Origin of the sequence: Pseudomonas subflava (genome assembly GCF_023823685.1) — a bacterium.
GTDB classification, from domain to species: domain Bacteria; phylum Pseudomonadota; class Gammaproteobacteria; order Pseudomonadales; family Pseudomonadaceae; genus Aquipseudomonas; species Aquipseudomonas subflava.
On the sequence record NZ_JAMXBF010000001.1, the window covers coordinates 264,781 to 284,201 of the forward strand.

The window sequence follows — 19,421 nt, forward strand, 5'->3', positions numbered from 1 at the left end:
CAGACCGACAGACTGGCTAGCTCGGATCTCCTCCAGCACTAACGAGGAGTATTCATGTTAGCCCAGGAAGACGATCAGCAATTGGTCGAGCGGGTGCAGCGCGGCGACAAGCGTGCATTCGACCTGCTGGTGCTCAAGTATCAGCACAAGATTCTCGGCCTGGTGGTGCGTTTCGTTCATGACAGCCATGAGGCTCAGGATGTTGCCCAGGAAGCGTTCATCAAGGCCTACCGTGCATTGGGGAATTTCCGCGGTGACAGTGCGTTCTATACCTGGCTGTACCGCATCGCCATCAACACGGCGAAGAACTACCTGGTCTCGCGGGGCCGGCGACCGCCGGACAGCGATGTCAGCGCAGAGGATGCGGAGTTCTACGATGGAGATCATGCGCTCAAGGACATCGAGTCGCCGGAGCGTTCGATGCTGCGGGATGAGATCGAGGCCACTGTGCATCGGACCATCCAGCAACTGCCGGAGGATCTGCGTACGGCCTTGACCCTGCGTGAATTCGATGGATTGAGTTACGAGGACATTGCCAGCGTCATGCAGTGTCCGGTTGGCACGGTGCGATCGCGGATTTTCCGGGCGCGCGAAGCCATCGACAAGGCCCTGCAGCCACTGCTGCAGGGGGTATGAATGTGAGACAGCGGCTACAGCCAAGAGAGGAAACACCATGAGTCGTGAAACCCTGCAGGAATCGCTGTCCGCGGTGATGGATAACGAAGCGGACGAAATGGAACTGCGTCGAGTGCTGGCCTCCGCCGGCAGCGACGAGGAACTGCGTGCCACGTGGTCCCGTTACCAGATTGCCCGTGCAGTGATGCATAAGGAACTGCTGGAACCCCGCCTCGATATCGCGGCTGCGGTCTCCGCTGCACTGGCTAGTGAAGCTCTGCCGACGCAGGCCCGCAGCCCGTGGCGTATGGTCAGCCGCGTGGCGGTAGCCGCCTCGGTCACCCTGGCCGTGCTTGCCGGCGTGCGTTTCTACAATCAGGACGAGTTGTCTGCCACTCAGCTGGCGCAGCAGGATGGCCAGCCCGAGCTGACCCTGCCGCAGGTTCAAGGTCCGGCCGTGCTGGCTGGCTATACCGAACCCGCTGCCCCGCTGCAGCAGAGTGCCGAGCAAGCTGGTTCGAAGTGGCATGAGCAACGTCTGCCGTCCTATCTGCGCCAGCACGCCCAGCAGGGTGCCGCTACCGGCGTGGATTCCGCACTGCCTTACGCGCGAGCCGCTAGCCTGGAAAATCGCTGAGAGGGTACATGCGCGTTATCCCCCTTGTCGTATTGCTCGGCAGCTGCCTGGCGGTTCCCGCCCAAGCTGCCGAGAGCTGGCTGCAGCGATTGGCCCAGGCCGATCGCCAGAGCTTTCAAGGCACCTTCATTTATGAGCGCAATGGCAGTTTCTCCACCCATGGTGTCTGGCACCGGGGTGGTGAGGAGGGCGTGACGGAGCGCCTGTTGCAGCTCGACGGACCGGAGCAGGAAGTGCTCAGGGTCAATGGCAAGCCTCAATGCATGAGTGGTGTGTTTGCCGAGCAGGCGATCGATGCCAAATGGCCCGCCAGGGAGCTGGACGCCAAGCAGCTCGAACAGCGCTATGACCTTCGCGTCCTCGGGCATTCACGTGTCGCGGGGCGTGCTGCCACTGTTCTTGCTTTAATCCCTCGTGATCAACATCGATACGCCTTTGAGCTTCACCTCGATGATGAGACCGCGCTTCCTCTGAAGTCGCTGCTGATCAGTGAGAAGGGGCAACTGCTCGAGCGTTTCCAGTTTGTGAATTTCGAGCCGGTAGATCAGTTCGCTGCCGCCGATCTGCAACCGAGCGATGCCTGCAAATCGGTCAATTTCACTCAACTGGCGGAACTGCCGGCATCCTGGCAGGCCGGCTGGGTGCCGCCAGGCTTCGAGCTGGATCAAGCCCTGCGCCGCGGAAGTCCTTCGTCTGAAGAACAGGTGGCATGTCTGCTTTATGGCGACGGTCTGGCCCGTTTCACCGTGTTCCTCGAACCGCTGCGCGGCGATGTTCTCGCCGAAGACGCGCGCAGCCAGCTGGGCCCGACTGCAGTCGTGTCGCGCCGCATGAGTACGGCTGATGGCGACATGATGGTGACCGTGGTCGGAGAGATCCCTTTGGGTACCGCGGAGCGGGTGGCCCTGTCGATGCAAACGGCTGCGACCGTCGAGAGCACGGCTCAGTGAGTCGTGGTTTTGCGTGAGCCGGCTTTTGGCATGCGTTGCCTCGAGCCGGCTTTGTCGTATCTGAATCAATTCCTTTTCTGAGTGGATGGAGCTGAAGTCGATGCTTAGCCTGAAGTCCTCGTTGTCCGGTCTGTGCGCATTGCTGCTTCTGGGGCAAATGTCCCTGGCGCGTGCCGAACTGCCCGAGTTCACCGAATTGGTGGAGGAGGCCTCGCCGGCCGTGGTGAACATCAGTACCCGGCAGAATATGCCGCAACGAAACGTGGCGATTCCGGGAGGGCAGATGCCCGATCTCGAAGGCCTGCCGCCGATGTTTCGCGAATTTTTCGAACGCAATATTCCCCAGGTTCCTCGCGGTCCGGGCGGGGGTCGCCAGCGCGAGGCGCAATCCCTCGGTTCGGGCTTCATCATCTCGGCCGACGGCTACGTGCTGACCAACAATCACGTGGTGGCGGACGCCGATGAGATTATCGTGCGCCTGTCGGATCGCAGCGAACTCGAGGCCAAGCTTATCGGTGCCGACCCGCGTACCGACGTGGCGCTGCTCAAGGTCGAAGGCAAGGATCTGCCGACCGTCAGGCTGGGCAAGTCCCAAGCCCTGAAGGTGGGCGAGTGGGTGCTGGCCATTGGTTCGCCGTTCGGCTTCGATCATTCGGTGACCGCCGGTATCGTCTCCGCCAAGGGGCGTAGTCTGCCGAACGAGAGCTACGTGCCGTTCATTCAGACCGATGTGGCGATCAACCCCGGCAACTCCGGCGGCCCGCTGTTCAACCTGGATGGCGAGGTGGTGGGCATCAATTCGCAGATTTTCACCCGCTCCGGCGGCTTCATGGGTCTGTCGTTCGCCATTCCGATCGATGTGGCCATGGATGTGGCCAATCAGCTGAAGAACGACGGCAAGGTCAGCCGCGGCTGGCTGGGTGTGGTGATCCAGGAGGTGAACAAGGATCTGGCCGAATCCTTCGGGCTCGACAAGCCGGCGGGTGCGCTGGTGGCTCAGGTGCTGGACGACGGCCCTGCGGCCAAGGGCGGCCTGCAGGTGGGTGATGTGATTCTCAGCCTGAACGGCCAGCCGATCGTCATGTCCGCCGATCTGCCTCATCTGGTTGGCGTGCTCAAGCCGGGCAGCAAGGCCGAACTCGAAGTGGTGCGCGAGGGTGACCGCAAGCGTATCCAGCTGAGCATCGGCGCACTGCCGGAAGAGGAAGAGGGCACTCCGGTCGTTGGCGATGCCGGCGTTGAGCGCAGCAGCAACCGTCTGGGTGTCTCGGTCGTGGATCTCACTGCCGAGCAGAAGAAGGCCTTCGATCTGCGCGGTGGTGTGGTGATCAAGGAAATTCAAAACGGCCCCGCGGCGCTGATCGGCCTCCGCCCCGGGGATGTGATTACTCACCTGAACAACCAGGCCATCGATTCAACCGATACCTTCACCCAGGTCGCCAAGGACCTGCCGGTCAATCGCTCGGTGTCCATGCGCGTATTGCGTCAAGGTCGGGCCAGCTTCATCACCTTCAAGCTGGCCGAGTAAGGCGAGTTGTGGAAAGGGCGGCTTCGGCCGCCCTTTTCTATGCGCGCGTGGCGGCGGTGTCGCCGATCGGGTAGAATCCCCGGCTATTTTTCGGTGGGCAGCCTGCCCGCGGCTTTTTGAGTGTTGATCCGTGAGTGACCTGAGTCATATCCGCAATTTCTCCATCATCGCCCACATCGACCATGGCAAATCGACCCTGGCCGACCGCTTCATCCAGCTCTGTGGCGGCCTGTCCGATCGCGAGATGGAGGCCCAGGTCCTCGACTCCATGGACCTGGAGCGCGAGCGCGGGATCACCATCAAGGCGCATAGCGTGACCCTGCACTACCCGGCGCAGGACGGTAAGACCTATCAGCTGAACTTCATCGATACCCCCGGCCACGTCGACTTTACCTATGAAGTCAGCCGTTCGCTGGCCGCCTGCGAGGGTGCGATCCTGGTCGTGGATGCCGGTCAGGGCGTTGAAGCGCAGTCGGTCGCCAACTGCTACACCGCCATCGAGCAGGGCCTCGAGGTCATGCCGGTGCTGAACAAGATGGACCTGCCCCAGGCCGAGCCGGAACGGGTCAAGGAAGAAATCGAGCACATCATCGGCATCGACGCCACCGACGCCGTGCCTTGCAGCGCCAAGAGCGGCATGGGCGTGATCGACGTGCTCGAGCGCCTGGTCAAGGTCATTCCGTCGCCGGAAGGCGAGATCGAGGCGCCCCTACAGGCGCTGATCATCGACTCCTGGTTCGACAACTACTTGGGCGTGGTCTCGCTGGTGCGGGTCAAGCACGGCCGGGTCAAGAAGGGCGACAAGATTCTGGTCAAGTCGACCGGCAAGATGCACCAGGTGGACAGCGTGGGCGTGTTCACGCCGAAGCACACCGAGACCGTCGATCTCAAGGCCGGTGAGGTGGGCTTTATCATCGCCGGCATCAAGGACATTCACGGTGCGCCGGTGGGCGACACCCTGACCCTGTCCACCACGCCGGATGTCGGCGTGCTGCCGGGCTTCAAGCGCGTCAAGCCGCAGGTCTATGCCGGCCTGTTCCCGGTCAGCTCCGACGACTTCGAGGACTTCCGCGAAGCCCTGCAGAAGCTGACCCTGAACGACGCCGCCCTGCAGTACGAGCCGGAAAGCTCCGACGCCCTGGGCTTCGGCTTCCGCATCGGTTTCCTAGGCATGCTGCATATGGAGATCATCCAGGAGCGCCTCGAGCGCGAGTACGACCTGGACCTGATCACCACGGCGCCGACCGTGGTCTTCGAAGTCGAGATGAAGAACGGCGAGACGCTGTACGTCGACAACCCGTCCAAGTTGCCCGACCCCGCCGGCATTCTCGATATGCGTGAGCCGATCGTGCGCGCCAACATCCTGGTGCCGCAGGAACATCTGGGCAACGTCATCACGCTGTGCATCGAGAAGCGCGGTGTGCAGCGCGACCTGCAGTTCCTCAGCAGTCAGGTTCAGGTTTCCTACGATCTGCCGATGAACGAAGTGGTGCTGGATTTCTTCGATCGTCTGAAGTCGGTGAGTCGCGGTTACGCCTCGCTGGACTACAGCTTCGATCGTTTCCAGTCGGCCAACCTCGTGCGTCTGGACGTGATGATCAATGGTGAGAAAGTCGATGCCCTGGCGCTCATCGTGCATCGTGATCGTGCTCACCAGAAGGGTCGCGTGTTGACCGAGAAGATGAAAGAGCTGATCCCGCGGCAGATGTTCGACGTGGCGATCCAGGCGGCCATCGGCGGCCAGATCATCGCCCGGACCACGGTCAAGGCGCTGCGCAAGAACGTATTGGCCAAGTGCTACGGCGGTGACGTCAGCCGTAAGAAGAAACTGCTGGAGAAGCAGAAGGCCGGTAAGAAAAGGATGAAGCAGGTCGGCAGTGTGGAAATCCCGCAGGAAGCCTTCCTCGCCGTACTCAAGGTGGACAGTTAATCCCCATGTCGTTCAACTTCCCGCTGATTCTGGTCATCGCCGTCGCCATTTGCGGCGCCCTGGCTCTGCTCGATCTCATGGTGCTGGCCCCGCGTCGGCGTGCTGCCATCGCTGCTTACGAGGGCCGTGTCGGCGAGCCCGACGAGCAGATTCTCCAGCGCCTGAACAAGGAGCCGCTGCTGGTTGAGTACGGCAAGTCGTTCTTTCCGGTGCTGGCCATCGTGCTGGTGCTGCGCTCATTCCTGCTGGAGCCGTTCCAGATTCCTTCCGGCTCGATGAAGCCGACCCTGGAAGTCGGCGATTTCATCTTGGTCAACAAGTTCGCCTACGGCATCCGCTTGCCGGTGATCGACACCAAGATCGTCGAAGTGGGCAACCCGCAGCGCGGCGATGTGATGGTGTTCCGCTACCCCAGCAATCCGAGCATCAACTACATCAAGCGCGTGGTGGGTCTGCCGGGAGACAAGATCGGCTATACCGTCGACAAGCGTCTGCTGGTGAATGGCAAGCCTGTCGCCGAAGAATTCCTCGGCGAGGAGCCGGGCTCCCTGGGGCGCACCCTGGAATATCGGGAGAAGCTGGGCGAGGCCGAGCACATGATCCGCAAGCAGCTGCACCGCAATGTGCGGCCCGGTGATGAGTGGGTGGTACCGCAGGGCCACTACTTCATGATGGGTGACAACCGCGACGATTCGAATGACAGCCGCTACTGGCAGGACGCGGCCATCCCTCAGGAGCTCTGGGGCATGGTTCCCGACCAGAATATCGTCGGCAAGGCGTTCGCCGTATGGATGAGCTGGCCGGATCCCAAGCTGCGCAGCTTGCCCAACTTCTCCCGGGTCGGCCTGATTCGCTGACTCGCCGAAACTGCGAGGCGCTGTTCAACGGAACCGCGCCTGCTTATATATAGTCACGGGCTTCAAAATAACTCTCAGAATCGGAGTCGATCATGACGTTTGCGCGTTCGCAGAAGGGGATGTCGCTGCTGGGCTGGGTGGTAGTGCTGACAATAGTGGCATTTTTTGCCAGCACCGCATTCAAAATGCTCCCGCATTACATGGACTTTTGGTCCTTAGAGAAAGCCATTGAGTCAGTAGAGAATGATCGTGCGCTGGGCGTCGTCACGGTGGCTGATTTTTATAATCACGTCGAGAAATCTATGCAGATCAACGGTGTTCGCGAGCTGGACTCAAAGGAAATACTTGATATCAATCTTGAAGGCGAGGATTTCCTGGTTCACTTGCAATATGAGAAGCGAGAGCCGCTTATCGAGAACCTCGATCTCGTCGCCAAATTCGATAAAGAATTCCGAATCAGATCCCAGTGAGCCAATCTTTAGCCCGCCTCGAGCGCAAGCTCGGACATACCTTCCAGAACCAGGAGCTGATGCTCCTGGCGCTGACCCACCGCAGCTTCGCCGGGCGCAACAACGAGCGCCTGGAATTTCTCGGCGATGCCATCCTCAATTTCGTGGCAGGCGAAGCGCTGTACGAGCGCTTCCCACAGGCCCGCGAGGGTCAGCTGTCGCGCCTGCGTGCGCGGCTGGTCAAGGGCGAGACCCTGGCGGTGCTGGCTCGTGGTTTCGAGTTAGGCGAATACCTGCGCCTGGGCTCGGGCGAGCTGAAGAGCGGCGGCTTTCGCCGTGAATCGATCCTCGCCGATGCGCTCGAGGCGTTGATCGGCGCCATCTACCTGGATGCCGGCATGGACGTGGCGCGAGCCCGGGTGCTGGACTGGCTGGCCGGCGAACTGGACAGCCTGACCCTGGTGGACACCAACAAAGACCCGAAGACCCGCCTGCAGGAGTTCCTCCAGTCGCGTGCCGCGGAGCTGCCGCGCTACGAGGTAGTGGATATCCAGGGCGAGCCGCATTGCCGGACCTTCTTCGTGCAGTGCGAGGTCGCGCTGCTCACCGACAAGACCCAGGGGCAGGGCGCCAGCCGGCGCATCGCCGAACAGGTGGCCGCTGCGGCCGCGCTGGTTGCCCTGGGCGTGGAGAACAGCCATGACTGATGCACCCGTGACCCGTTGTGGCTACGTCGCCATCGTCGGTCGCCCCAATGTGGGCAAATCGACCCTGCTCAACCATATCCTCGGGCAGAAGCTGGCGATCACCTCGCGCAAGCCGCAGACTACTCGCCACAACATGCTCGGCATCAAGACCGAGGGCGAAGTGCAGGCCGTGTACGTCGATACTCCCGGCCTGCACAAGCACAACGACAAGGCGCTCAACCGCTATATGAATCGCAGTGCGTCCACCGCCCTGAAGGACGTCGACGTGGTGGTATTCGTGGTCGACCGTACCCGCTGGACCGACGAGGACCAGATGGTGCTGGAGAAGGTCCAGCACGTGAAGTGCCCGATTCTGCTGGCGGTGAACAAGGCAGACCGCCTCGAGGACAAGAGCGAGCTGCTGCCCCATCTGGAGTGGCTGGCCACCCAATTGCCGCAGGCGGAAGTGGTGCCGATCTCCGCGTTGCACGGACAGAACCTCGACACCCTGGAGCGCCTGGTCGGCGAGCATTTGCCGGAATCCGAGCACTTCTACCCGGAAGACCAGATCACCGACCGCTCCAGCCGCTTCCTCGCCGCCGAGCTGATCCGCGAGAAGATCATGCGCCAGCTGGGCGCCGAGCTGCCGTACCAGATCACCGTGGAAATCGAGGAGTTCAAGCAGGAGGGTCGCATCCTGCACATCCACGGCCTGATCCTGGTGGAGCGCGACGGGCAGAAGAAGATCATCATCGGCGACAAGGGCGAGCGCATCAAACGCATCGGCCAGGACGCGCGCAAGGACATGGAAACCATGTTCGATTCCAAGGTGATGCTCAACCTCTGGGTCAAGGTAAAGGGCGGCTGGTCGGACGATGAGCGCGCGCTACGCTCGCTGGGCTACACCGACTTCTGAGATCCCGCTCATGGTCCGTTGCGCGTCGGCCAAGTCTTGGAAACAAGCCCGCACGGGGCGTCTCATAATGCTTGTTACCGCGCGTACCTTGCGTTTTCTCGCGCGCTTCCTGCCAGCCAGGCCTCGGTTCGCGAGCCGCGACAGGATCTGACCCATGCTCTCCGGCGCGCTTCCGGCCTTCGTGCTGCACAGTCGGCCCTACAAGGAAACCAGCGCGCTGGTCGATTTCCTCACGCCCGAAGGCCGTCTGCGCGCGGTGCTGCGTGGCGCCCGCGGCAAGGCCGGCAGCCTGGCGCGACCGTTCGCGCCGCTGGAGCTGGAGTTGCGCGGGCGGGGTGAGCTGAAGAATGTCGGCCGCCTCGAAGCCAGTGGCATTGCGCACTGGCTGCAGGGGCAGACGCTCTACAGCGGCATGTACCTCAATGAGCTCCTCCTGCGTCTGCTGCCCGCCGAAGACCCGCATCCCGCACTGTTCGAACATTACGCCCTGACGCTCCAGGCCCTGGCCGCCAACCCGCCGCTGGAACCGCTGCTGCGCGCCTTCGAATGGCGCCTGCTGGACGAGCTGGGCTATGGTTTCGCCCTGGATATCGATATCGCCGGCCAGCCCATCACCGCCGACGGCCTCTACCGTTTGCAGCCGGACGCCGGCCTGGAGCTGGTGGGGCAGCTGCAGCCCGGCCTGTTCCAAGGAGTCGATCTGCTGGCCATGGCCGAGGCCGACTGGTCCGCCCCCGGCGCTCTGGCCGCCGCCAAGCGCCTGATGCGCCAGGCCCTGGCACCTCATCTGGGCGGTCGACCGCTGGTCAGCCGCGAACTCTTCATGACCCTCAAGGAACCTGCCCGTGACTGAAGCTAACCGCATTCTGCTCGGCGTCAACATCGACCACGTTGCCACCCTGCGTCAGGCCCGCGGCACCCGCTACCCGGACCCGGTCAAGGCCGCCCTGGATGCCGAGGAGGCCGGTGCCGACGGCATTACCGTGCACCTGCGCGAGGACCGCCGGCACATCCAGGAGCGCGACGTGCGCCTGCTCAAGGAGGTGCTGCAGACGCGCATGAACTTCGAGATGGGCGTCACCGACTTCATGCTCGACTTCGCCGAGCAGATCCGCCCGGAGCATATCTGCCTGGTGCCCGAGACCCGTCAGGAGCTGACCACCGAGGGTGGCCTCGACGTGGCCGGCCAGGAGGAGCGGATCAGGGCAGCGGTACAGCGCCTGGCCAAGCTGGGCTGCGAGGTATCACTGTTCATCGACGCCGAGGAGCGGCAGATCGAGGCAGCCCGGCGCATCGGCGCGCCGGCCATCGAACTGCACACCGGCCGCTATGCCGACGCCCATACGCCGGAAGAGGCCGTCCGCGAACTGGCGCGCATCCGCGACGGTGTCGCTTGCGGTCTGGCCTATGGCCTGATCGTCAATGCCGGTCATGGCCTGCACTACCACAACGTCGAGCCGGTGGCGGCGATTGCCGGTGTGCACGAGCTGAACATCGGCCACGCTATCGTCGCCCATGCCCTGTTCGTTGGCTTCAAGGGCGCGGTCGCGGAGATGAAGCAGCTGATCGTCGCCGCCGCCAATCGCGGCTGAGTCTAATCGATGCCCAATGCATGTTCGCGGTGGGCGTCGACTATTCGCCGATAATCGCCGCTGTCCCGCAGGCGACGCAGTGCGTCGTTGAACTCGTCGATCAACTGCTGGCCGCCGGCACGATTGCGCGGTACCAGCAGGTGCAGCGTGTTGCTGTCGACCCGGCCACGAGAGGCGATGACCCGTGACGCATCGATGCCCGAGCGGCGGAGGGCGCGTTCACCGAGCAGACTGTCGGCGACGAAGAAGTCATCGCGGCCGAGGTCGATCAGCCGGGCGCAGGCCGTCAGATCCGGAGGCTCGTGCAACCCGATGCGTCCATCCGCCAGCAGCGCGGCGAAGCGTGGCGGTGGCTGCCAGCCCAGCGGCAGGCACATGCGCTTGCCGGAGAGCCGCTCCGGTGCGTCCGGCTCCAGCGCGTCGCCGGTGCGGCTGAACAGGCGCTGGCTGGTCTCGTAGAGTGGCGCCGAGAACAGGTAATCGGCCTCGCGCTCGTCGGTGGGTAGGTAGGGGTAGGTGGCGTCGAAGCTTCCCTTGAGCGCGGCACGGTAGCCGCGTTTCCAGGGCAGCCAGGTCAGGCTCGACTGGTGGCCCGCTTCTTTCAAAACACGCAGAACCAGCTCGGTCAGCATGCCGCCTTCGGGCAGGGCGCGACCGGTGTAGGGGGCATATTCGTCGCCGGTCACCAGTCGGACCGGCGCGGCGTGTGCCAGGCCGCCGATGAGCAGGCCGACGGCCAGGGGCAGGAGCGGACGAATCCTCATGGAGGGGAAGGACCTTGACCGGAAAAGCGCAACGGTAGTGCGCTCAGTCTAGCCCAGCAAGACGGGGCGAGCGTCCATGCTCGTTCCCGTTTCGCCTCACATCATGCGGCGGAAACGGTTCCATTGATGCTGCAGGCCGAGGGCCCACTCGGGGCTCGCTGCGCCGGTACCGGCCTGCTCCAGTCGCGGGTGGTGAGCCACCACCTGGCTGAGGATGGGTTCCTGGGCCTGGCTGACATCGACGAAGAACAGGTGCTTGCCCTCGCGCAGGCGCTCGGCGAAGCGGCGGAACGTGTCGCTGGGCTGCTGCGCGCCGAACAGGCTGCCCTCCCAGATGCTGAAGCCGATCAGCACCACCGCAAGAAACACGAAAGGAATCCAGCCAGCCGGCGTCGCCGCCCAATCGTTCAGCCAGGCCAGCAGCAGGACCAGTACCGCCAGGGCAAGGCCGATGAGGCTTCCGATCGATCCTGAATGCACCAGGTCGCGCTTGAGAATCGAGGGTACCTGGTGCAAGTGTCGGTGGCGCTCCACCTCGGCGTCCCGCTCGCTGAGCACATGGATCTGCTCGGTATGGATGCCCCTGGCCTCCAGCTCGTCTTCCAGCCGTTCGAGTTCGTCCAGGTTGTCGCTGATGTAGTAATGCCGGTTCATGGCATACCTCCCATCTTCTGCGCGCCGGTTCCCCGAGCCGGGCGGATCAGGCCGACGTTGACCTGGTTATATTTTAATCAGTGGCTGGGCGCGAGGTCGTTTACCGCCGGACGGTCGATTATGGTGCGGTTGCGTCCCTCGCTTTTGGCGCGGTACAGGCACTGGTCGGCGCGCTGCAACCATTGCCCCCACGGCTCGCCGCTGCGCAGCATGGCGCCGCCGATGGAGACCGTGACCGGTCCGCCGGGGCCGCGCAGGTTGTCGCGCACTGTTTCAAGCAGATTCTGCGCGGCGGCCTCCAGGCCCAGGGTGTCGGTATCCGGGAGGAGCAGGAGGAATTCCTCACCGCCGAAACGAAACAGGCGGTCTTCCTGCCGTGAGCAGTTTCTGATCAGCTTCACGTAGTCGATCAGTACCTGGTCGCCGGCCTGGTGGCCGTAGCGGTCGTTGACCAGCTTGAAATGATCCAGGTCCATGGCCAGCACGCCATAGCTGCGGCCATGGCGGCGCTTGCTGGAGACGGCAATCTTCAGCTCTTCGTTCATGGCCCGGCGGTTGCGCGCGCCGGTCAGCGGGTCCTGGATGGCGAGCAGCTGCAGCTGTTCGCGCTGAGTGCGGGTGCGGTAGGCGAAGATGAAGGTCAGCACGCCCGCCATGGCGTTGGTGACCAGGAACGAGACCATCTGATAATGGCTGTCGAACACGCTGCCGGGCACCCACAGCGCGTGGCCCACCAGGCTCGCCAGCACCAGCAGGGTGGCTGCGATGGCCTTGCCGGGCGACACCATGAAGAAGTTGAAGAGGATCAGCGGATAGATCCAGAACAGGCCGTTGACGCCCAGGTTGATGGCGATCAGCGTGGCGCCGACGGAGAACACGGCGGCCAGATACAGGCCGGGCTTCTCGGTATCACCGGTGCGCCAGGCGTAGATCACGGCGGCGAGGGTGGAGAGCACGATCACGCAATCGGCGATGCCGACCAGCAGGTTCCCGTGGAGCAGCCGGTAGGCCGCGTAAGGTGTGATGCCCAGCACCCCGATGATGCCCATCAGGGTGATGATGGACAGCTGGAAGTCGTTGCGCAGTCGCTTGAACATCAGCGCGGCTCTCTGCTCTTGGCTCTTATCGTTGTTATGAGCCAAGGATGCAGGGCTTTGTTCATGTCGGCAAGGAAGTCTTTGGCGAAGTGCCAGTACCTTGCCGGAGGAGTGACCTACTTCTTGCTGATGACGATATGTCGGCTCGGCGTGCTCCAGGATTGGCCGCTGACGCCCTTGGCGATCTGCTGGATCTCGCCGCCGGATTTGAGGAAGGCGGAAACCTGAGCTTCGATGGACTCGCGGCTCGCGACTGCGGCGGCCGGTTTCGGTTGCTGAATGGTCTTCTTGGCGCTCATGGAATTCCTCGATGTGGGCAGATAAAAAAACCGGCCCTAGGGCCGGTTCTTGGCGACGCGGCTAGATCAGATGACCTGGACTTCGTCGGCCTGCATGCCTTTCTGGCCCTGCACGGCGATGAAGGAGACCTGCTGGCCTTCCTTCAGGCTCTTGAAGCCGGCGCTCTGGATCGAGCGGTAGTGCACGAACAGGTCGGCGCCGCTTTCCGGAGTGATGAAGCCGAAGCCTTTTTCATCGTTGAACCATTTGACGGTGCCGGTTTGACGTACGGACATGGGGATTGCTCCTTGAACAAAGTGGACACGACACTGGAAACGCCCAGATCGCGACTGAGTGCAAAGAACAGAAACCGAAGGGAGTAAACCGGGACGATTTGCGATGGCACATGCAGCACAGTGCGGCCACCCTACAGGGAAAACGCCTTTTTACCTAGTCATTTCTGTCTTTTCTGGCGAGTGGAGCGGGGCACTGACGCAGGTCGACGGGGCCGACGAAGGGGTTGCTCCAGCCCATCACGCAGGCAATGCGACGGTTGCGCTGGCTCTCCCACGGTTCGACGGGATAGTGCCGGCTCCACGTCTCGAATAACCGGCGTTCCTGTTTCGACAGACGCAGGCCGTAACGCTGGCTCATGTAGAAGTAGGTGCGGGCGATCATCCCGCGCACCTTGGCCCGGGGCATTGCCTTGCCGGCCTTGAAGTCCACCACCATCGGGCAGGCGCCGTATTGGCTGGGCGACTGCGGCAGCCAGGCGAAGGGCAGGTTGCTGCGGTCGCCGTTCAGCTCGCCGATGCTCGGCACCAGATTGAACAGGTCCGCCTCGGCGCGGCGGAAAGTTTCGTCGTGGCGCGAGCAGTGCCTGCGCCCGCCTTGCTGCCAGCAGCGCCGCTGATGACCGATCACCCAGGCCGGCACCAGATGCTCCCATTCGATGCGCGCGGCGCGCCGGGGGCTCTTGCGTGGGCGGTAGCCGCAACTCTGCAGGTCGACCCGCTTGCCGCTGTAGCGGCAACCGCAATAGAACTCCACCGACTGACGGGCATAGAGCTGCCAGGCGACTTTCTTGGCTTCGGCAAAGGTGCGGGGTGGGTCGGCGAACGCGTGAAGGGTGAAGCAGCAGAGCAACAGCAGGGCACAGCGCATGGGCATGGAGACGGCGATCCGAAAAGCGCCGCATCATACCGGCGGTCGTGCGCTTGCCAATCGTGGCAGCTGGCCACGCCATCGCGCGGTCCACATGCGGGTAGCATGGTGTTTGTGAAGTACAGAGGAGATCCGTCATGCGCAGTCTGATTCTGCTGCTCGGCCTGCTGGCCACCGGAGCGGCTCTGGCCGACGAACCGGTGCGCCGCGGCATTCCCATCGAATACGTCAGCCCCGGCGCCTCCGGCAGCGTCAGCGAGTCGAGCCGCAGCCAGCGCTACGATGTCTACGGCGGCCACGCCATACCGAGCGAGGGTTACGGCCGCAATCGCGTGGAGATCCAGGGTGGCTCCAGCGTGCAGCAGCGCGGCGGTATCCGTCAGAGCATCGAGTATCCCGGCGGCATCGAAGTGCAGCGCTATCCGGGACGCAACAGCTACGAGGTGCAGCGCAACCGCTGACGACTGTTTAACAGTTCGCGCCGCCCGGGCTGACAGCCCCGGCGCGGCGCAGCATCATGCACGGCGGTACGCAGTCAGAGGTAAGCAGCAGACATGTCCATGCAGTCCCTGGGGTTCGCGGCGCAGAGCGTGGCGGGACGGATTCGTAGGCACAACGAGGATGCGCTCCTGTGCCTGCCCGAGCTGAGCCTGTGGGCGGTGGCGGACGGCATGGGCGGGCACCAGTGTGGCGAGGTGGCCAGCGCCCTGGCGTTGGAGGTTCTGCGCAATGCGGTCGCCGACGGTGGCGACCTCGAGGCGGCGATCCACGCGGCGCATCAGGCGATTCTCGACGCGGTGCAGGAAGAGAGCGGCCGGCGCATGGGCAGCACCGTGGTCGCCGCCCGTGTTGTCGATGCCGACTTCGAGATCGCCTGGATCGGCGACAGCCGCGCCTATCATCTCAGCCTCGATGGCATCGCGCGGCTCACCCACGACCACAGCTGGGTACAGGCGATGATCGATGCCGGCGAGATGAGCGCCGATGAAGCCCGCCGGCATCCGCGGCGCAACATCGTCACCCAGTGCCTGGGCCAGGCCGGCCAGCCGCTGCTGGTCGGGCGCGTTCGGGGGCGCCTGGCGCCGGGCGAATTGCTGTTGCTGTGCAGCGACGGCCTGACCGGCGAATTGAACGACGAGCAGATCCAGGAGGTCTGTGCCGATGCAGCCACCCTCGACGCGCTGGTCGACGAGCTAGTGGGGCTGGCCAACCGGATGGGCGGCAGAGACAATATCTCCTGCATCGTGCTGGGGCGGAGCATGGCCGAATCGACGAAGATCGAAGCCGGACCGCGCAATTTCTTCAGCCGTTGGCTCCATTCCCGTAAGCATCGAGCGAACGACGCACTTTCATGAGCACCACCACATTGCTTGAGATTCCCGGCTACCGGGTGCATGGCCAGCTGGGCAAGGGCGGCATGGCCGAAGTGTTCCTGGCCACCCAGGAGTCGCTGAGCCGCAAGGTGGCGATCAAGGTGCTGCGCAGCGTGCAGGACGAGACCTTCAGCAAGCGCTTCGTCAAGGAAGCGCACATGGTCGCCTCGCTCAATCACCCCTCCATCATCACCATCCACGACATCGACCGTCTGCAGGACGGTCGCTACTACCTGGCCATGGAGTTTCTCCCCGGCGGCGACCTGGCGCGGCACAAGGGCGAGCTGTTCGCGCCCGAGCGCGCCCTGCGTATCGTCCGGCAGATCGCCAGCGGCCTGGCCGTGGTTCACGACAAGGGCCTGGTGCACCGCGACGTGAAGCCGGCCAACGTGCTGTTCCGCGGCGACGGCACCGCCGTGCTCACCGACTTCGGCGTGGCCAAGGACCTGGATATCGACAGCGAGCTGACCCAGTTCGGCGTGGCCGTCGGCAGCCCGGCCTACAGCAGTCCGGAGCAGGCCCAGTGCCTGCCGCTGGATGCGCGCAGCGACATCTACAGCCTCGGCGTGATCCTGCTCGAGCTGCTCACCGGCAGCAATCCGTACCGTGGCGGCAACTACACCCAGACGGTGGTCAACCACGTGCAGATGGAGCCGCCGCCGCTGCCGGACAGCCTCGGCGCCTTTCGCGGACTGCTGGCGCGGATGCTGGCGAAGAAGCCGGACGACCGCTTCGCCGATTGTCGGGCGCTGCTCGCGGCCCTGGACGAAGTGGAGTTCAGCGACCTGGAAGAGACCCAGGTGCGCACCGCGCTGCCGCCCGTCGAACCGCTCGCCGCGGCGCCGCGCAAGCGTCGCTCGGCCATGCCGCTGCTGGTCGCATTGAGCGTGCTGGTGCTGATCGGCACCCTGACCTCCGCCGGCCTGTACCTGCGCGAGCAACGGCAGATCGAAGCGCTGCTGGCCCAGGCCGAGCAGCGCTTCGCCGCCGGCCAGCTGATCGAGCCGGCGCAGGACAGCGCCGAGCATTTCTTCAAGCAGGCTCTCACCGTCGACGCCGACAACGACGAGGCGCTGGCCGGGCTGCAGCGCATCCGCGAGGCGCGGATCAAGGTGTTCACCGACCTGGCCGAGCAGCGCCTGGCCGACGGCCTGCTCACCGAGCCGGCCGAGGACAACGCCGATCATTACTACCGCCAGGCACTGGCCATCGAGCCGCAGCACGCCGGTGCGCTCGCCGGCCTGCAGAAGGTGCTGGAGGCTCGCATCGCGCGCTATCTGCAGCTGGCCGAGCAGAGCATCGCCGACAAGCGCCTGCTGCTGCCCGAGGAAGACAGCGCGGTGTACTACTACCGGCAGATCCTCGGCTGGGCGCCGGACAACCCCGACGCGCTCACCGGCCTCAGCCATGTGGCCCTGCAATACCGCGATCTCGCCGGTTCCGCCTATCGTCGCGGCGACTTCCCCGCCGCCCTGGCCATGATCGACCGCGGCCTGCAGGCCGAGCCGGAGAACCCCGAGCTGCTGCAGATGCGCGGCGACCATCAGCAACTGCTCGACGAGGCGCGCTCCGCGCGCACCCGGGCCGCGGCCTCCCAGGCCGAGCGCGAGCGCGAGCGCAACGCCAACCCGATCAAACGTGCCTGGAACAACCTCTTCGGTCAGTAGGATCCATCCATGTTCAAGCTGCATTTCAAGGACGGCCGTCAGGCCCCCCTCTGGCTGGTGGACGAACGCTTCACCATCGGCCAGGACAGGCGCAACGACCTGGTGCTGGAGGATGCCGGCATCAGCGCCTTCCACGCCGAGATCCGCCGGGAGAACGGCCTCTACTACCTCAGCGATTGCGACAGCGAGCTGGGCACCTTCGTCAACGACGAGCGCATCGCCACGCGCTACCAGCTGCGTTCCGAGGACCGTCTGCGCCTCGGCGAGGTGGAGCTGCTGCTCACCGACCCGAACAAGACCCGGGCGCACGTCGAGGCGGCGCAGCGCTGGTTCCTCCAGGTCATCCAGGGCGAGCATGAGGGCAAGAAATTCCACGTCGGTGGCTCGATGACCTTCGGCCGCTCGGTCAAGTGCGAGCTGTGTTTCAGCGACGCCCAGCTGTCGCGCCGCCACTGCGAATTCTTCCTGCGCGACGACGGGCTGGAGGTCAAGGATCTGGCCTCGGCCAACGGCGTGCTGGTCAATGGCGAGAAGACCGCCGCCGCCGTGCTCAAGCCTGGCGACCAGGTGCGCATGGGCTCGGTGGTGCTGCTGGTGATCGGTCCCAAGGTCGTCACCCCGGTGACGGCGGAGGAGGGCGAGGACGCGACCCTGTTCGTGCGCGCCGTCGACCTGCCCAAACCGGCGCCCAAGACCCGGCCGGCCACCGCCGGCACGGCGACCATCAACCCGCTGCGCGCCGCCGCCCAGGCCCAGGCCGCGCCGGCGCCGGCCAGGTCCGGCGGTTCGGCGCTGGGGATCGGCCTGACGGTGGTGGCGATTCTGGTGGCTGTCGGGGTGTCGTTCGCGTTCCTGTTCTGATGCCCGATCGGTGAGTGACGATGTCGCGCCTCGACAGTGTCGGCGCGCGCCGGCGGGGTTAGCCTCTGCGGCCTAACCTCACGCATCGGAGTCGCCGTGAAGTCACTCGTCCCGCTGTTGTTCGCCGCTTTGCTGACCGGCCTGTGCAACCACGCCATGGCCTGGTCCAACCATGCGCTGGGCAGCCTGCTGGCCTTACGTGAAGAGCCGGCGCTGCACGAGGCGGTCATGGTCGAGCCGCTGGAGGTGTTCCTCGCCGATCAGGCACCGGCCATCGAGCGGCTGCTGGACGAGCAGGAGGCATACGCCCGCGCGCACTTCTCCTATTACCCGGCGCGGCCCGACGAACTACGCTGGCGGGCCGATGCCGCTGGCGACCGCCGTACGGCATTCTTCCAGGCCCTGCGCATCAATCCGCAGATCAAGCTGGCGAGCTTCGTCCAGCAGCTGCCGGGCCAGGACGCCGGCGGCCGGCCGCTGCTGCGTGGCGAGGACGTGCTGGTGTTCCACAAGGTCGGGCCCTGGACCCACTGGCGCTACCTGGCGCTGAAGAACGGCGAGCGGGTGAGCGCGCTGCAGGTGCTGGCCAGCGCGGCGGACGAGCCGGACTACGGCCACGACATCAACCTGTTCAGCAACAACCCAGGCGCCGCCGGCCAGCGCTACAACTTCGGCCCGCAGCCGTTCGGCGACGCGCGCTTCGAGTATTCCTCCCAGGCGCCGTTCCATATCGGCTACTACCACGAGTCGGCGCTGATCTTCGCCGCCGCGCCCTATCTGGGGCAGACCCTGCCGCACTGGCGCGTTTACCAGTACAGCGGCCTGGCCCGGCTGGCCTTCGCCAGCGATCATCCGTACTGGGGCTACCGCTTCCTCGGTTGGGCCATGCACTACCTGCAGGACCTCACCCAGCCGTACCACGCCAGCGTGCTGCCGGGGGTGGATACCGCCGGCATGGTGCTGATCGCGGCGAAGGCCGAGGCGGGCTTTCCCGAGGACCGTGAGGCGGCGATCCAGCGCGTGGCGGACCGTCACACCGCCATCGAGCAGTACCAGTTCGACCGCATGCAGGGGCTGCTCGCCGAGAAGCGCTTCGAGCAGCCGCTGCTGGCGGCCTATGGCGAGCGCGCGCTGGACGGCGACTATCCGGCATTCGATGTGGACTACGCGGCCCAGGTGGTGGCGGCCGAATCCCACGCGCGTGCGGACGAGTTCGACGCGCTGATCGGCGAGTGGATGGCGCGCGGCGCGGCGGCCAAGGGCTTCAGCGATGGCAACCAGTTGCAGGCCGTGCAGCCCGACCCAGCGCTGGAAAAGCTGCTGGTCGAGCTGTTCCGCCACTTCGGCGCGCACAGCCGCAATGCGCTGAAGGGCACGCTGCCCGCCGCCGGAAAATGAGGCG

General features: G+C 64.5%; 22 protein-coding genes. 16 read left to right on the plus strand and 6 right to left on the minus strand.

Going from position 1 to position 19,421, the window contains the following annotated elements; all coding sequences use genetic code 11:
• Window positions 1–54 precede the first annotated feature (54 nt).
• From rpoE to pdxJ, 11 genes are all read left to right on the plus strand, one after another.
• Window positions 55–636: an RNA polymerase sigma factor RpoE/AlgU gene (gene rpoE, locus NF616_RS01345; RefSeq protein ID WP_252271226.1), complete on the plus strand. Its 582-nt coding sequence runs from the start codon at window positions 55–57 to the stop codon at window positions 634–636.
• A 37-nt stretch (window positions 637–673) separates the two neighbouring features.
• Complete coding sequence (locus tag NF616_RS01350; protein WP_252271227.1) at window positions 674–1,252, plus strand: sigma-E factor negative regulatory protein; 579 nt, start codon at window positions 674–676, stop codon at window positions 1,250–1,252.
• An 8-nt stretch (window positions 1,253–1,260) separates the two neighbouring features.
• Window positions 1,261–2,202, plus strand: coding sequence for a MucB/RseB C-terminal domain-containing protein (locus NF616_RS01355; RefSeq protein ID WP_252271228.1), 942 nt, complete (start codon window positions 1,261–1,263; stop codon window positions 2,200–2,202).
• A 100-nt stretch (window positions 2,203–2,302) separates the two neighbouring features.
• The gene (locus NF616_RS01360) at window positions 2,303–3,730 is read left to right on the plus strand and encodes a DegQ family serine endoprotease (RefSeq protein ID WP_252271229.1); all 1,428 of its coding nucleotides are present in this window, start codon (window positions 2,303–2,305) and stop codon (window positions 3,728–3,730) included.
• 130 nt (window positions 3,731–3,860) lie between these two features.
• Window positions 3,861–5,660, plus strand: coding sequence for a translation elongation factor 4 (gene lepA, locus NF616_RS01365; RefSeq protein ID WP_252271230.1), 1,800 nt, complete (start codon window positions 3,861–3,863; stop codon window positions 5,658–5,660).
• A 5-nt stretch (window positions 5,661–5,665) separates the two neighbouring features.
• Window positions 5,666–6,517 (plus strand): signal peptidase I, encoded by an 852-nt coding sequence (gene lepB, locus NF616_RS01370; RefSeq protein WP_252271231.1) that lies wholly within the window; start codon window positions 5,666–5,668, stop codon window positions 6,515–6,517.
• Window positions 6,518–6,609: 92 nt separating this feature from the next.
• Window positions 6,610–6,987 carry a DUF4845 domain-containing protein gene (locus tag NF616_RS01375; RefSeq protein WP_252271232.1) on the plus strand — a complete coding sequence of 126 codons (378 nt, stop codon included), beginning with the start codon at window positions 6,610–6,612 and terminating at the stop codon, window positions 6,985–6,987.
• Complete coding sequence (rnc, locus tag NF616_RS01380) at window positions 6,984–7,673, plus strand: ribonuclease III (protein WP_252271233.1); 690 nt, start codon at window positions 6,984–6,986, stop codon at window positions 7,671–7,673. Before NF616_RS01375 ends, rnc begins: the two co-directional genes overlap by 4 nt.
• Entirely contained in the window at window positions 7,666–8,568 is a 903-nt protein-coding gene (gene era, locus NF616_RS01385) for a GTPase Era (protein WP_252271234.1), read from the plus strand. The genes rnc and era overlap by 8 nt, the downstream gene beginning before the upstream one ends.
• A 154-nt stretch (window positions 8,569–8,722) precedes the next feature.
• Window positions 8,723–9,421 carry a DNA repair protein RecO gene (gene recO / locus NF616_RS01390; RefSeq protein WP_252271235.1) on the plus strand — a complete coding sequence of 233 codons (699 nt, stop codon included), beginning with the start codon at window positions 8,723–8,725 and terminating at the stop codon, window positions 9,419–9,421.
• Window positions 9,414–10,160 carry a pyridoxine 5'-phosphate synthase gene (gene pdxJ / locus NF616_RS01395; protein WP_252271236.1) on the plus strand — a complete coding sequence of 249 codons (747 nt, stop codon included), beginning with the start codon at window positions 9,414–9,416 and terminating at the stop codon, window positions 10,158–10,160. Before recO ends, pdxJ begins: the two co-directional genes overlap by 8 nt.
• 2 nt (window positions 10,161–10,162) lie before the next feature.
• On the opposite strand, the gene NF616_RS01400 is transcribed toward pdxJ, so the two are convergent.
• The 6 genes from NF616_RS01400 to NF616_RS01425 all read right to left on the minus strand — a co-directional run bounded on the left by NF616_RS01400 (window position 10,163) and on the right by NF616_RS01425 (window position 14,124).
• Complete coding sequence (locus tag NF616_RS01400; protein ID WP_252271237.1) at window positions 10,163–10,924, minus strand: substrate-binding periplasmic protein; 762 nt, start codon at window positions 10,922–10,924, stop codon at window positions 10,163–10,165.
• 96 nt (window positions 10,925–11,020) lie between these two features.
• On the minus strand, window positions 11,021–11,578 hold the full coding sequence (locus NF616_RS01405; RefSeq protein ID WP_252271238.1) for a magnesium transporter: 558 nt from the start codon (window positions 11,576–11,578) through the stop codon (window positions 11,021–11,023).
• Between the two features lie 77 nt (window positions 11,579–11,655).
• On the minus strand, window positions 11,656–12,675 hold the full coding sequence (locus NF616_RS01410) for a GGDEF domain-containing protein (RefSeq protein WP_252271239.1): 1,020 nt from the start codon (window positions 12,673–12,675) through the stop codon (window positions 11,656–11,658).
• Window positions 12,676–12,791: 116 nt separating this feature from the next.
• Complete coding sequence (locus NF616_RS01415; RefSeq protein ID WP_252271240.1) at window positions 12,792–12,974, minus strand: PFL_1563 family small protein; 183 nt, start codon at window positions 12,972–12,974, stop codon at window positions 12,792–12,794.
• A gap of 66 nt (window positions 12,975–13,040) precedes the next feature.
• On the minus strand, window positions 13,041–13,250 hold the full coding sequence (locus NF616_RS01420) for a cold-shock protein (protein WP_021699263.1): 210 nt from the start codon (window positions 13,248–13,250) through the stop codon (window positions 13,041–13,043).
• A 154-nt stretch (window positions 13,251–13,404) separates the two neighbouring features.
• Window positions 13,405–14,124 (minus strand): endonuclease, encoded by a 720-nt coding sequence (locus tag NF616_RS01425; protein ID WP_252271241.1) that lies wholly within the window; start codon window positions 14,122–14,124, stop codon window positions 13,405–13,407.
• Window positions 14,125–14,255: 131 nt separating this feature from the next.
• Here NF616_RS01425 and NF616_RS01430 point away from each other — a divergent pair, with 131 nt between their 5' ends.
• The 5 genes from NF616_RS01430 to NF616_RS01450 all read left to right on the plus strand — a co-directional run bounded on the left by NF616_RS01430 (window position 14,256) and on the right by NF616_RS01450 (window position 19,417).
• On the plus strand, window positions 14,256–14,579 hold the full coding sequence (locus tag NF616_RS01430) for a hypothetical protein (protein ID WP_252271242.1): 324 nt from the start codon (window positions 14,256–14,258) through the stop codon (window positions 14,577–14,579).
• A 93-nt stretch (window positions 14,580–14,672) separates the two neighbouring features.
• Window positions 14,673–15,473, plus strand: coding sequence for a PP2C family protein-serine/threonine phosphatase (locus NF616_RS01435; RefSeq protein WP_252271243.1), 801 nt, complete (start codon window positions 14,673–14,675; stop codon window positions 15,471–15,473).
• On the plus strand, window positions 15,470–17,158 hold the full coding sequence (locus NF616_RS01440; RefSeq protein ID WP_252271244.1) for a serine/threonine-protein kinase: 1,689 nt from the start codon (window positions 15,470–15,472) through the stop codon (window positions 17,156–17,158). Before NF616_RS01435 ends, NF616_RS01440 begins: the two co-directional genes overlap by 4 nt.
• A 9-nt stretch (window positions 17,159–17,167) precedes the next feature.
• On the plus strand, window positions 17,168–18,019 hold the full coding sequence (locus tag NF616_RS01445; protein WP_252271245.1) for an FHA domain-containing protein: 852 nt from the start codon (window positions 17,168–17,170) through the stop codon (window positions 18,017–18,019).
• 156 nt (window positions 18,020–18,175) lie between these two features.
• Window positions 18,176–19,417 (plus strand): phospholipase C/P1 nuclease family protein, encoded by a 1,242-nt coding sequence (locus NF616_RS01450; protein ID WP_252271592.1) that lies wholly within the window; start codon window positions 18,176–18,178, stop codon window positions 19,415–19,417.
• The last annotated feature ends 4 nt before the right edge of the window (window positions 19,418–19,421 follow it).